The sequence below is a fragment of the Methylobacterium variabile genome, from assembly GCF_001043975.1.
GTDB lineage: Bacteria > Pseudomonadota > Alphaproteobacteria > Rhizobiales > Beijerinckiaceae > Methylobacterium > Methylobacterium variabile.
In genome coordinates this window covers 1-12,081 of the sequence record NZ_LABY01000258.1, presented here as the reverse complement: position 1 = coordinate 12,081, position 12,081 = coordinate 1, and the positions used below count along the sequence as shown (strand labels likewise).

12 protein-coding genes and 1 pseudogene are annotated in these 12,081 nt (G+C 64.9%); 9 read left to right on the top strand and 4 right to left on the bottom strand.

Annotated features, from left to right (window positions below; genetic code table 11):
* Positions 1-88 precede the first annotated feature (88 nt).
* Positions 89-505, top strand: a complete 417-nt coding sequence (locus VQ02_RS29695) for a threonyl-trna synthetase (RefSeq protein WP_236012818.1) — start codon at positions 89-91, stop codon at positions 503-505.
* Positions 506-1,181: 676 nt separating this feature from the next.
* Positions 1,182-1,910 (top strand): class I SAM-dependent methyltransferase, encoded by a 729-nt coding sequence (locus tag VQ02_RS36325; RefSeq protein WP_083469527.1) that lies wholly within the window; start codon positions 1,182-1,184, stop codon positions 1,908-1,910.
* A 210-nt stretch (positions 1,911-2,120) separates the two neighbouring features.
* On the opposite strand, the gene flgB is transcribed toward VQ02_RS36325, so the two are convergent.
* Positions 2,121-2,519, bottom strand: coding sequence for a flagellar basal body rod protein FlgB (gene flgB, locus VQ02_RS29680; RefSeq protein ID WP_210329328.1), 399 nt, complete (start codon positions 2,517-2,519; stop codon positions 2,121-2,123).
* A gap of 216 nt (positions 2,520-2,735) precedes the next feature.
* Here flgB and tnpC point away from each other — a divergent pair, with 216 nt between their 5' ends.
* The 5 genes from tnpC to VQ02_RS29660 all read left to right on the top strand — a co-directional run bounded on the left by tnpC (position 2,736) and on the right by VQ02_RS29660 (position 9,360).
* On the top strand, positions 2,736-4,016 hold the full coding sequence (gene tnpC / locus VQ02_RS29675; RefSeq protein ID WP_048447848.1) for an IS66 family transposase: 1,281 nt from the start codon (positions 2,736-2,738) through the stop codon (positions 4,014-4,016).
* A 288-nt stretch (positions 4,017-4,304) separates the two neighbouring features.
* A complete protein-coding gene (locus VQ02_RS36320) occupies positions 4,305-4,673 on the top strand; it encodes a hypothetical protein (protein ID WP_083469526.1) in 369 nt (122 codons plus the stop codon).
* A gap of 1,123 nt (positions 4,674-5,796) precedes the next feature.
* Positions 5,797-6,024 (top strand): hypothetical protein, encoded by a 228-nt coding sequence (locus VQ02_RS29670; protein ID WP_048447847.1) that lies wholly within the window; start codon positions 5,797-5,799, stop codon positions 6,022-6,024.
* A gap of 157 nt (positions 6,025-6,181) precedes the next feature.
* Positions 6,182-7,657 (top strand): efflux transporter outer membrane subunit, encoded by a 1,476-nt coding sequence (locus tag VQ02_RS29665; RefSeq protein WP_048447846.1) that lies wholly within the window; start codon positions 6,182-6,184, stop codon positions 7,655-7,657.
* Positions 7,658-7,860: 203 nt separating this feature from the next.
* The gene (locus VQ02_RS29660) at positions 7,861-9,360 is read left to right on the top strand and encodes a carbohydrate porin (protein ID WP_091891686.1); all 1,500 of its coding nucleotides are present in this window, start codon (positions 7,861-7,863) and stop codon (positions 9,358-9,360) included.
* A gap of 197 nt (positions 9,361-9,557) precedes the next feature.
* Here VQ02_RS29660 and VQ02_RS29655 read toward each other — a convergent pair whose 3' ends face one another.
* On the bottom strand, positions 9,558-9,842 hold the full coding sequence (locus tag VQ02_RS29655; protein ID WP_157080868.1) for a hypothetical protein: 285 nt from the start codon (positions 9,840-9,842) through the stop codon (positions 9,558-9,560).
* A gap of 412 nt (positions 9,843-10,254) precedes the next feature.
* Here VQ02_RS29655 and VQ02_RS36305 point away from each other — a divergent pair, with 412 nt between their 5' ends.
* Positions 10,255-10,731: a hypothetical protein gene (locus tag VQ02_RS36305; RefSeq protein WP_083469524.1), complete on the top strand. Its 477-nt coding sequence runs from the start codon at positions 10,255-10,257 to the stop codon at positions 10,729-10,731.
* Between the two features lie 50 nt (positions 10,732-10,781).
* Here the strand turns inward: VQ02_RS36305 and VQ02_RS39560 are convergent.
* Positions 10,782-10,907 (bottom strand): annotated as a pseudogene (locus tag VQ02_RS39560) (trehalase-like domain-containing protein); the annotation flags it as partial.
* A 22-nt stretch (positions 10,908-10,929) separates the two neighbouring features.
* The gene (locus VQ02_RS29650) at positions 10,930-11,331 is read right to left on the bottom strand and encodes a cation transporter dimerization domain-containing protein (protein WP_048447844.1); all 402 of its coding nucleotides are present in this window, start codon (positions 11,329-11,331) and stop codon (positions 10,930-10,932) included.
* Positions 11,332-11,634: 303 nt separating this feature from the next.
* Here VQ02_RS29650 and VQ02_RS37685 point away from each other — a divergent pair.
* The coding region (locus VQ02_RS37685) for a PepSY domain-containing protein (protein WP_048447869.1) at positions 11,635-12,081 on the top strand (447 nt) is incomplete at its 3' end.

Here is a 12,081-nt window from a genome sequence, read left to right as displayed (position 1 = left end):
CTCGCTGGGCAGCACGGCCTTGGCGCAGGCCGCGGAGGCTCCATTTGGGTTGTCCTGGGGGCCTGTGACGACGGTGCCGAAGCCGTCTATGGCGGATCGGGAGGCCAACATCACGGCCCTGTTCTACTTTCATGGGCAGCCGCCGGCTTCCGGGCCGGACACGCAGCAGGTCGTCCTTGAGATCTGCCGGGACGAAGGCCTGCAGCAGGTCATCTGGGTCAGCCGAGACTTCCCGGAAGCCGAACTCTCCGCACGCTACGAGCCCATCTACCAGGAAGGGGTCCGGCGCCACGGCGAACCCGTCAAGGATGGTAGACCGGAGACTGTGGTCTGGTCCGGCGGACACACGCTCCTGGCAGTTCGTTCCGTCGATGGCGGCCGCAAGCGGCTGATCATGATCGCCACCGGCGATCAGTACGAAAAATGCTCCGCGGCGCACGAAGCCGGCGCGGGCCATCCTGCCACCGTTCACACCTCCGCCTTGCACAAGGCGACGACCCCATGATGCCTATGCCGCCTCGCCGAACCGGTTCGCATGCCCCGAGTTCGCAGAGGGAGGACGATTGCCACCTCCAGAGCGCATTGCTCGTGCCAGACGGGCTGCCGGTGAGGCATCGGCCCGTTGCCATGGGATTAGCCGCGCTGACGGCGATCGGGGCAGCGGCCATCTGCGTTCGGGCCGAGACGCTGGAGAGCGCTCGTGCGGGTCTACAGTGTCAATCCGCAGGCCAATACGGGCTGCGCGGGTGTGCGGGCGACCGACGAGACCATGGCCTGGGTGCGGGCAGGCTACCGCCCGACCGTGGCCGTCCAGGCCGGCATAGGGGTTTCGTCGGCGGAAAGAACCTGGCCGGCAGGGGCTTGAAGCAGACCACACGTCCGAGTGGGGCGGCGCTCACCGTAAACCAAACCCTGTTCAACGATGTTCAGATCGGCAACAGCAGCCGGCGCGCGGAGTCAAACGTGCTCAGCCAGTGCGAGACCCTGCGCTTCACGGAGTTACCCCGCTGTTCAACGGGCACAGGCTTATTCGATCAGGTCAAGGATCTCTGGACGGCGTGCGACCGACGGATGGCTGCCGAGGAGCAGAGCAAGGTAATGCAGGCCAAGGTCGAGAGGCTGGTCTCGGACGCCGGCGTTGAAATTTGCTCCGATAGAGCGCCCTTCTCTGCCCGACGGGAATGCTGAAGGTGCAGGCTGGCAAGAGCACGACAGGCTTCTTGTATGCCAAGAGCCAAACCGATCTCATACACACTCAGGTGTCGGCCAGCCGGCAAGTCCGTGGCCAATGGCTCTCGGGGACTTTCCGCATGCTGGTCGATGCCTGTCTTCTGGATGACCCAAAATGGTATGTCCCACTTTCGGAGGCACTCGTACCAAGGCCCGGCGAATGCATTCTCGACTGTGGCCCTGGAAGCGTCTTGCGCGCATTGTATTATGCGGATCGCTTCCCAGACACCGAATTCACTGCGGTGGAGTTCAATCGGCGTCGGATCGCGAAAGCGTTCAAGCGCGCATCTAGCATGAACTTACCCAACTACAAAGCTATGACGTTCGAGGATGCGAGAAGAACGCCGTTCAGTGCAGGTCAGTTCGACAAGGCCATGTTGGTTCTCAATTTACATGGTCTTGAACCGGAGGACAAAATCAATAACTTGCGAGAGCTTCGTCGGATCGTTCGAAGGGGCGGCATCGTCTTAGCGGCGGACATCGACCGGCCGAAGGCCTCGCGAGAAGATGTGATCTTGCGAATCACCCAGCTGCTCTATGGTGCGGAGGCGACCAGATCCCATACGTCGGGGACATGGCCGAAGTTCCTGTCGGAGGCGGGCTTCACGGGCGTGCGCCGCGTATCGGAGCATCCCATCTGGATCGGCCGAATGGCCCTGGTCCGCAGCCGGAAGCAGTGAGATCATGCAGTCGAGCAGGTGAACGCTTCAAAAGGATACCGTGCGAGTTCAATCATGGCTGGAAGGTAGGCTCTGGTTTCGTCTGGTTGCCTCTCGCCGATGAGCCTGACTCGCATCACGCACTCGGCTGCTGCGTTCGTCGCGCAAGTTTATCCGCTGGTCATTCAGAAAGCGCTTGTCCAGATTTGTGGGAAAGATAAGAAAAGATCGTCAGGAGCCCTTCAGACTCAACATCAACATGCGGTCGAATGCCTTCGTGATCGCTATATTCAGGGAATGGTCTCGGCTGACCTCGCTGGCCTTGAGCATTTCCTGCTCGAGGCTGACGGAGCTTGAGGTCGAAAGCGCGTCCCAGGCATCGGAAGCCTTGATCTTCGTTGCGCTAAATGGTGGGTCTGCTGCGTTCAGGTGGCCGCTTGCTGTCGTCGACAGGCTAGCCGTAGCCGTGCGGGCCATGACTTCGGCGAAGGGCAGGACGTCACGCGCTTTGTAATCCGGTGTATTCGCGTTGGCGACATTGCCAGCAATCATGGACTGACGGACCGCAAGGTAGCGAGCCTGCTGCGACACAAGATCAAAGAGATAGACGCCTGTCACTTCAAACTCCAATCCGCATCTCCGGGACTTCAAGGCCTATGAGTGCAGCCTTGTCCGAAGCTGGCGAAGCTTGGTGCGAGTGGCAGCCCTGGTGGAGTTTGCCGATGCGCCTTGAAGGTAATTACCCACGGGGTATGTCCGGGCGCGAGTTGGCGCGTGCCGCTTCGCCTCGCATCGCGTGGACCTCACCCTCTTGCGCAGGTTGGATTTCGCTGATTCCTTCGTGGGATGGGCCGCAGCGATCTTGAGCGGTTGAGCCGCGAGGAACTGATCGAGCTGGTGCTGCGGCTGCAGCGACCGGAGAAGACCTCGCGCACCTCCTCGAAGCCGCCGGCGACCGATCACAAGGACCGGCGCGAGCAATCCAGGCCCGGTGGCGCCAAGCCTGGTCACGAGGGTCACAGCCGCGTCATGACCGACGATCCCGATGCGGTGGTCGATCATCGCCCCGACCGCTGCTCGTGCTGCGGTGGCGCTCTTCACAGGGAGCTGTCGGCCGAGGTCGTCAGCCTGTCTGAGCGGATCGAGCTGCCGGAGGTCGCACCGGTGGTGACGCAGCATCGGCGTCTTGCCGTGCACTGTCCGTCCTGCGGAGCACGGATGGTCGCGCCGGTGCCGGAGGCGGCGCGCGACACCCCGTTCGGGCCACGGCTGCATGCGGTGGCGACCTATCTCAAGACCTTCCAGGCGCTCTCCTACGAGCGGCTGCAGGCGGCGCTGTCCGACCTGTTCGGACTGAGGCTCAGCCAGGGCGGCCTGATGAACCTGCTCCGCCGTGCGCAGGGCCGCTTCCATTCCGGTCGCGAGGCCGCCGTCGCGATGCTGCGCCGTGCCGCCGTCGTTGCGTCGGACGAGACCGGCGTGGGCATCCAAGGCAGCAACGCCTACCACTGGGTCTTCCACTCGACTGACGCGGTGGTGCACACGGCCTCCCCGACGCGGGGCGCCGTCGTGGTGCGGGCGATGATGGATGGGCACCGGCCCTCGGTCTGGATCTCGGACCGCTACACCGCCCAGCAGGGCCATGCGGCCCAGCACCAGACCTGCCTCGCCCATCTCGCCCGCGACGTCGCCTACGTCGTCGAGACCAGCGACGACCCTGTGCCCTGGCGCCTGCAACTCTGGCTGCAATCCGTGTTCGCGCTGGCCGAGCGCGTCACCGACTTGGCCACTTCGACGCGGGCCGCCAAGCGCCGAACTTTGGAGCGGCAGCTCGGCGCCATCCTCGCCGAACCAAGCCGCTGCGACCTGACGCGCGGTCTGCAGGCCAAGATCGGCCGCGCCCGCGACCAACTTCTGGTCTTCCTCGCCCATCCCGGCCAGGTCGAGCCGACCAACAACGGCTCGGAACGGCTGCTGCGCCCGACCGTCGTCCAGCGGAAGATGACCAACGGCTACCGCGCCATGTGGGCCGCCGAGGGCGAAGCCGATATCCGAACCGTCGTCGATACCGCACGCCTCACAGGCGCCAGCCCCTTCGGCACCATCCTCAAGACCGTCGGCGCCTGAACACAGCCACTACGGGCGTGAGTAATTACTGCCGTGGAGAACCTGTCCCATAGCGCGTCCCTCCATGCGGCATCAGTTGTATCACCACACAGCGGGACCAAACATCTCTAGTGAGCCGTTGCGATGCCATCGCCTCGACGGCCGATCGTTCGTGGGAAGGTCTTGACGTAGATATTACGGTTGAGGCGCTACGGTATGCCGGGGCGCTCGAGCGGGGCTGGGCAAAAACCTGGGCCGGGGCGGGGCGCTTCGGTTGACGTTCGATGAACGCCACTTCAAGATCATGAGATGAACCGAACGAGTATTCCGATCCTGAGCGTCACGTCGGCGATTGGCATTCTGTTATCAAGTCCTGCTACGGCCGATACCGTCAAGATCGTTGGCCTTGGCGCCTCGACCTGCGCCCACTTCAATCAGGAGATAGGAGAAAATCCTGCGCTTCAGCGTGATTACTTCGCATGGGCACAGGGCTTCATGAGCGGAGCGCTTATCCGGGCTCCTCAGGGCGTGGACGAGGGACTTGATCTCACGCCTCCATCCTTTCCGCTGCAGGAGCAAGTAGATTTCCTGCGAGCCTTCTGCGCCAAAAATCAGGACCAGGACTACATGGACGCGGCGCGCGCTTTATATCGCCGCCTCCGTGGTCCAAAAACTTAGTTTCAGCTCGCAGGTATTGGATATTTTGATGCACCGGTACCAAGCTTGTTTTTACATCGCGTACGCGGCGCGGGCAATATCTGCCGACTTCCCGATCAGCCGTCCTCAGTGACGCTCTTCATGGTGCGTGCTACGTTCGTGACCTTCACGACGCTCCTCGTGGCGCCCTTCCCGGCGCTCTTGGTGGCCGCCATCGCGGTGCTCCTCCACGACGTGGGGCCCGTGTGAGCCTCCCGGCACCTGCACCCCGCCTGGATTGACGTCAATGTGCTGAGCCATGGCTGCCGCCGGTGCGAGCGTAAGCGCTGCGGTCAACAGCAAAACCGTAGGCATTTTCATTGTCATCACGACCTCCCTTAGTCTTAGCCGCGAGCACTAACGCTCAAGTTCGAATTGGGATCCCGATCCTCACTGACGCCGAGCGGATATCCCGATACACTCTGGATTACGGCGAGGACCTAGCAGGCGCCTCCGTGACGTCGGCAGTCGCGACGATGCTGGGCGGCCGTGCCACGTTTTCACCGGACGCTCCCCGCTCTGCCTTGTTCCGGGGCGCTCTCATCAACACCGGCTCGGTCGCGCCGACCGTGGCGCGCATGGTCCGCTTGGGAGCGAAGCAGGGTCAGTGGCCCTGTCCTCCGTAACCGCCATGGCCGCCGGAGGAGCGTCTGTGACCTCCTCCATACCCAAAGCCGCGACCAGAACCTCCATGGCGGCCGTAAGAGCGTCCATGGCCCCCGGAATAGCCGGGCCGACCGAAGCCGCCGTGGCGGCTGTAGGATCCGCCGTGCCCACGGGATTGGCCATAGCCATGACCCTGAGCGGCGGCCGGGTCCGACAGCGACACGAAGCCGATACCGACCGCCAAGGCGAACAGACCGGCGGTCAGGGCCGCTCCGAAGCGAGGCGCATCTGTCATGTGCATTGTCTCCTGATGAACGGCACGGGCATCGTGTCGTCGTGTCCTCAGGCTAGGCGTGCGCCTTTGAACTGCACCTGAACGGAATGTGCGACCGCCGGACAGCTCGCGCTTGCGGCCACACCGGACGCACAGCCGCAACATGCCCGCCCAACGGATGCCACTTGCCGGCGTTAGCTCCGCGCAACACGGCAGGAGCCACGCATGACGGCCGACGACCTCGACAAACGGGCTGAGCTGACGATCTGGCTTGGAGCAGGGACGGCACAGACCCGACAGGGCCGGGCGTTCGCAACCTTGCGCGAGGCGCTCTCCGCGGCTGTGGACGCGCTGCACGACTCGGAGGCGAGGCCCTGGATCGTGACCGAAGAGGGCGACATCCTCTCGCCCCACTGGATCCGGGCGAACCGCGATGTGGCGCGCCGCCATTGAGGCGAACACCGCGTGGACCGTGCTCAACGGTCGGAACGCTGATGCAAGGGAGGACGCTGGACGTCATGGCCGAGATTGTCAGGTTGCCCGGCCGGTCCACACGCGACACCGGGGCCCTCCAGGACCCGCCAGCCGCCACCCGGCGGCCCCGCAGGTGATGGGTGCGCTGGGCTTGCGCCTCGTCGGTGCGATGACGCTTGCCGGCCTGACCTCGGCCTGCCTCGTCGGACCGGACTATGCGCGTCCCTCGGCCGAGACCCCGCTGGCTTTCAAGGAAGCCTCCGGCTCCCCTGAGCCAGGTTGGCGGGCGGCCAGGCCGAGCGACGCGGTCCCGCGCGGCGACTGGTGGTCGGTCTTCCGCGATCCGGTCCTCGACGGCCTGATCCGCGCCATCGACGTCGACAACCAGACCCTGCGCCAAGCAATCTCTCGGTACGAGCAGGCCAGAGCCGTGGTCCGGCAGGCGCGCGCCCAGCTCTTCCCGACCATGATCGGTGCACCCAGCATCCGGCAATCCGGGAGTGGCAACGAGGCAGAGACCACCCTGACCCTGCAAGGCTCGGCCAGTTGGGAGCTCGACCTGTTCGGCCGCATTCGCCGCCAGATCGAGAGCGGCACGGCCTCCGCTCAGGCCAGCGCTGCCGGCCTCGCGCTCGTGCGCCTCACGAGCCAAGCGGAACTCGCCACGAACTATTTCCAGCTGCGCTATCAGGAGTCGCTCCGGCGGCTCCTGAACGACACCGTCGCGGGCTACAAGCGCAGCCTAGCGATCACCCAGAACCAGTACGCGGCCGGTGTCGCCGCCCGCTCGGACGTGATCACCGCGCAGACCCAGCTCCAGACAACCGAGGCCTTGAGCATCGCGGTTGAGCTGGACCAGGCGACCTTCGCGCATGCCATCGCGGTCCTGAGCGGCCGGCCTCCCTCGGAGATCACGATCCCACGCGGGCAACTCGCCGCACGGCCGCCCAGCATACCCGTGAGCGTGCCCTCGACGCTGCTGGAGCGGCGCCCGGATGTGGCCCAAGCCGAGCGCTTGGTGCAGGCGCAGAGCGAGCAGATCGGCGTCGCTGTGGCGGCCTTCTACCCGAGCGTGAGCCTGTCGGGTTCAGGGGGCCTCTCCGGCGATCCGACCGCTGCGCTGTTTGCGGCCGAGAACCAGTTCTGGTCGGTGACCGGGGCCGCAACGGAGGTCTTGTTCGACGGCGGCGCCCGCTCGGCCGCCCAGCAGGCGGCGCGGGCCGCCTATGAGGCGGCCGTCGCGATGTACCGGCAGACGGTGCTGACGGCGTTCCGTGAGGTTGAGGACGGCTTGGCAGGAGTGCGCATTCTGGCACGGCAGCAGGTGGTGCGGCAGGCTGCCGTGGCGTCCGCCAGCCGCGCCGTGGAGATCGCGCTCAACGAGTACCGGGCGGGCACACAAAACTACACCACGGTGGTGACCGCGCAGGCGCTGGAGTTGAGCAACCGCGTCGCAGCACTGCAGGTCCAGGCCAGCCGCTTCACCACGGCCATTGCGCTGATCCGGGCCTTAGGGGGTGGCTGGGACACGCGCAGTCTGCCGACGCGGCAGGAGGTCATCGCGGCTCGCCTGCCAGTCGACAGCGGGCAACCCCTGCGCGTAGACGAGTGAGCCCTCGGCCATTTGTGCATCGCGTTCTTGGGCGGCAAATCTTGACCGTAAGGCAGGAGATCAGGTGGTGCGCCCGAGGCGATGAGCTTCAAGATACTGGTGCGGGACGGCAGACCAGCGACTGGCGTAGCGTCATCAAAGTGGGGCTATGCATGAGGATCTGCCCTGCGCCGGCGGCGTGTGTCCCAAGAATGATCGTCCCCATGCAGCCCTTGCAGCGTCCCCTCGTCCTATGGCTGGCCCTGGCTATGGCTACCCAGGCGGCATGGGCCCAAACGCCTCCCGAGGAGGCGGCACGGATCGCGTTCGAACCGAACTTCCGTGGCCGACCCGGGGGTGCCGGCAACGATCCCCAGACCTCGGTGGCGCAGCCCGACTTCTCGGCCAGGCCTTCCGCTAACCTGAACACCTCGATCCAGGATCCGCTGGAGCCGTACGGCGATCCATTTGGTGCCCGCAGCTTCCTGAGGACGAGGGGTATCGCGTATAGCCTCACCTATGTCGGCGAGAGCTTCGGCAACGTCACCGGCGGCGCACGGCGCGGCGGCATCGCCGCGGGCCGTCTCGACTTCCAGTTCGATGCCGACCTGGACACCCTGATGGGTTGGCACGGCGCGGCTTTCCACACCAACCTCTACCAGATTCACGGCACCGGCCTGTCACGCTATTTCGTCAACAACTTCATGTCGGTCAGCGCGATCGAGGCGCTACCATCCTCGCGCCTCTACGAACTCTGGGTCGAGCAGAGGTTTTTCGACGGCCAACTCGGGATCAGGGTCGGCCAACTCGCGACCGACACGGAGTTCGCGGTCAGCCAAACCGGAACCCTGTTCCTCAATTCGACCTTCGGCTGGCCCAACATCATGGCCTCCGTCATTCCGAGCGGCGGACCGATCTATCCGCTTGCCGTTCCGGCCGTGCGGGCGAAGTACGTGCCGAACCGGAATTTCTCGCTGCAAGCCGGCATCTACGATGGTGACCCGGCGGGACCGCTGCGCCCCGACAACCGCCCCGATCCGCAGCGGCGCAACCGCACCGGCACGAATTTCCGCACGAACGACCCTGCCCTGGTGATCGCGGAGGCCGCGTATGCCTACGGCCTCGAGGCCGACGACAACGTCGAGCCGGGCACCGTGACGCTCGGCGGCTGGCATCATTTCGGTCGCTTCGGCAGCCCACGCTTCGATCGGAGCGGAGGCTCGCTTGCGAACCCATCCAGCAGCGGCCTTGCGCGCCGCTTCCGGGGCAATAGTGGCATCTACGGCATCGTCGATCAGACCATCTACCGGGAGCCCGACGACCCGAACGATGGCGCCAGCGTGTTCGTGCGCCTGTCCGGTTCGCCCTCGGGTCGCAATCTGCTCGACCTCTACCTCGATGCCGGGATCGGCTATAAGGGTCTGCTGCCCGGCCGTTCGGACGATACGATCGGCATAGCTTTTGCTGTCGAGCGCATCTCGAAGAGCGCTCGAGGATTTGATCGCGACACCCTTCTGTTCGGTGGCGCGCCTAGCCCGAGGCGCAGCAGCGAGGCCTTGCTGGAGGTCAGCTACCAAGCCATCCTCGGGCCCGGCGTTACCGTGCAGCCGGACTTCCAGTACGTGTTCCGGCCAAGTGGCGGCATCGCTAATCCGCGCGACCCGTACGGGCGGCGGATCCGGAATGCGGCCGTGTTTGGCCTGCGCGCGACAATCCGCTACTGAACGGCACTTGCGATGCCGATTCGTCGTGCGCGCATGATGTCGTCGGCGAGTCCAGGCAGCCCAGGGTGTCAACACGAGGGATCTCACGATCGTGTCGCACCAGCCATTGGTGGCGGACAGCTCGGCGTCCGGGTTGTCGGAGTGTAAGTCTTCGATGGCCGTCAGCGCGGTTGCCTTGGCGACATCGGCCGCTTGTCTCAGGACGAGCAGGACCTCATCCTCGGGGATCCCTTGGCTGACACTTCGTTCTTCACCTCCTGCGCGTAGAAGCGAAGGTCTCCCCGCTTGCCGGCCGTCTCGGCCAGGAAGGAGGGATCGCGCGCGGCGCAGACATTTCCCACCATCAGCATGAGACCGGCCGGCGCGAGCAATCGCGTCAGCATGCCGAGATCTAAAGATGCTGCCAGGTTGTTCGTGGGCACGGCGGTCAGGCCAGCGAGAGCCACGGCGGCAACGATGTGCTTTGAGAGCTTGCAGCGCATCAGCATTATCCTGAACATTTTTGCCTCAAGACCCAAAGCCGGAATCAGTGAGACCGACTCTGCGCCATTGGTCTTGTGCTCAGCGCCACATGCGCGACCGCTATGCCGTCAGTTTGTCCGACATCGTTGTACGTCACGAATCGCCAAGCTGCGACTCACTCTCCCGCCAGCACTTGCCCGAGCTGAAGTTTGAGTGTCGCTCAAGCCACGACCATTTGCGCCCGATGATAGTTCAACGATACTCGATCAGAAGCCAAGCATCGGCACAATGCCCCACTCCTACCCCTGGGAACCTTGCTGCGCCACCGCCGTTAATTCACGACTGCCCAGGCCTGCTCAAGAGGGGTGCGGCGAGCTACCATCCGGCAGATGACCTATGTCCCTGGGTGATGCTCAATGAGGAAAATGTGCCATGCACGTCAGGTTCAGAGTGGCCCGTATCACCGGTTACGCCGCGCTTGCGTTGCTGACCGGTAGCTTTGTGGGATCTATCCCGGCAGCTGCGCAGCACCATGGCGGTCATGGCGGGTTCGGTGGTCATGGCGGGTTCGGTGGTCACGGCGGGTTCGGTGGTCACGGCGGGTTCGGTGGTCACGGCGGGTTCGGTGGTCATGGGCTGCGCCATGGCTACTACGGTGGGCACGGGGGCTATGGAGGCCATTATGGCTACCGTCGCCACGGCCACTTCGGTTACGGTGCAGCGGGTCTGCTCGGTGGTTTTGCGCTCGGAGCTTTGGCCGCGAGCCCGGCCTACTACGGATACGGCTACCCTGCGGCTTACGGGTATGGTTATCCGGCCTATTACGGCGGTGACTGTCACCTCGTGCGGCGGCGCTTCATCGGAGCTTATGGCGGAACCTACATCCGCCGGGTTCGCGTCTGCGACTAGACCTCGGCAGAGCCTCAGCGTACGGTCAAGCGAACTTGATCAAATTATGATGCTGGAAAGCACGCGGACGCGTCGAACCGCGGCCAGCACAGCCAGTCGATCGAGCCGTCGCGCGCCACGAGCGCGGCCGCCTCGCAGCCGCCGATCAGGGCATAGTCCTCGATCCGGGAAGGCATGGCCGTGGCCTGCGATAGGCACTCAGGTCTTCCGGACCTTTTCCTCTTCCTGCAGGACCTCGTTCTCGACCTGCACGGTGACGTGGCGCGTGTCGAACTCGGCCGCCATGACCTGCTGCACCGCCTTGAGGATGCGCGCGGCCTCGGCCATGTCGGTCACGACGACATGCGCGCTCATGGCGTCGATGCCAGAGCTGATCGAGCGCACGTGCAGGTCGTGGACGGAGCGCACGCCCGGGATCGCCAGCAACTGGCGCTCGACGATGCGCGTGATCAATGACGCGACTTGCGAGCCCTTGACGCCGTGCGCAGCCTCGTAGGCATCCAGCGGTTGAGCCCGCGCGCCCTGTGCCTGCGCTCCAGGTGCGGCCAGAGCGAGCATGAGGAGGCCGGCAACGGGGGCGTGGTGGTAGGCATTCGGCATCTGCGATCTCACGGACGAACCTTCCTCAGCAGCGTTCGGGTTGGCGGGTGCGATCCACGCCATGGTACGCCTGCAACCGCCTTCCTCACCAGCCCGGCTTGTCGCAGTGTCGCCGGCCGTGCTCGCGCTCGGAACTGCCCCCGACACCGGATCCAAGTCTGAACGCACAGCAGAGCGTAGAGTGCCGCCAAGCCGGATTTGCGTCCAACGTTGCACGGGAGAGCCGCCGTCGCGAACCGTCCAATCACTCCTGCGTTAAGGCCGCACAGCTTTGCGGCTGCCCACCAAGCTACAGGAGACGCCATGTCCCGGATCGCCCTTTCCCTCGCTCCGCTCCTCTTCCTTTCCGGATTTGCTGCGGCCCAGACGAGCCCGCCTACCCAGGCGCCGGCCCCTGCGGCTGCCCCTCCGGGTGCTGCGCAACCTGCCCACGGCACGACCGGTCACAAGGAGCGTGAGCACGAAGGTTTGCAGACCGCCAAGGTCTCGCTCGCCCAGGCGCTCGACACGGCCGAGAGCAAGGGACCTGGTCGCGCGATCGAGGCGGACTTCGAGAGCGGGAACGGCAAACCGTACTTTGAAATCAAGGTGCTCGGCAGCGATGGTAAGCTCACCGACCACCACATCGACGCGACCACGGGGCAGGTGACCAAGAGCGACAACCACCCGATCGAGAGCTACTTCATCCGCCTGAAGCCGTCCGACGTGCAGAACGCCCCCACGAGCCTGAAGCAGGCGGTCGCGACCGCC

What these genes read in the sequence shown, in the direction of transcription:
- tnpC (WP_048447848.1), top strand. Translation starts at nt 2,736, where the DNA reads ATGGGCCGCAGCGATCTTGAGCGGTTGAGCCGCGAGGAACTGATCGAG.
- VQ02_RS29665 (WP_048447846.1), top strand. Translation starts at nt 6,182, where the DNA reads ATGGGTGCGCTGGGCTTGCGCCTCGTCGGTGCGATGACGCTTGCCGGC.
- VQ02_RS29670 (WP_048447847.1), top strand. Translation starts at nt 5,797, where the DNA reads ATGACGGCCGACGACCTCGACAAACGGGCTGAGCTGACGATCTGGCTT.
- VQ02_RS29650 (WP_048447844.1), bottom strand. Translation starts at nt 11,331, where the DNA reads ATGCCGAATGCCTACCACCACGCCCCCGTTGCCGGCCTCCTCATGCTC.
- VQ02_RS36325 (WP_083469527.1), top strand. Translation starts at nt 1,182, where the DNA reads ATGCTGAAGGTGCAGGCTGGCAAGAGCACGACAGGCTTCTTGTATGCC.
- VQ02_RS36320 (WP_083469526.1), top strand. Translation starts at nt 4,305, where the DNA reads ATGAACCGAACGAGTATTCCGATCCTGAGCGTCACGTCGGCGATTGGC.
- VQ02_RS29660 (WP_091891686.1), top strand. Translation starts at nt 7,861, where the DNA reads ATGCAGCCCTTGCAGCGTCCCCTCGTCCTATGGCTGGCCCTGGCTATG.
- VQ02_RS29655 (WP_157080868.1), bottom strand. Translation starts at nt 9,842, where the DNA reads ATGCGCTGCAAGCTCTCAAAGCACATCGTTGCCGCCGTGGCTCTCGCT.
- VQ02_RS29695 (WP_236012818.1), top strand. Translation starts at nt 89, where the DNA reads ATGGCGGATCGGGAGGCCAACATCACGGCCCTGTTCTACTTTCATGGG.
- VQ02_RS36305 (WP_083469524.1), top strand. Translation starts at nt 10,255, where the DNA reads ATGCACGTCAGGTTCAGAGTGGCCCGTATCACCGGTTACGCCGCGCTT.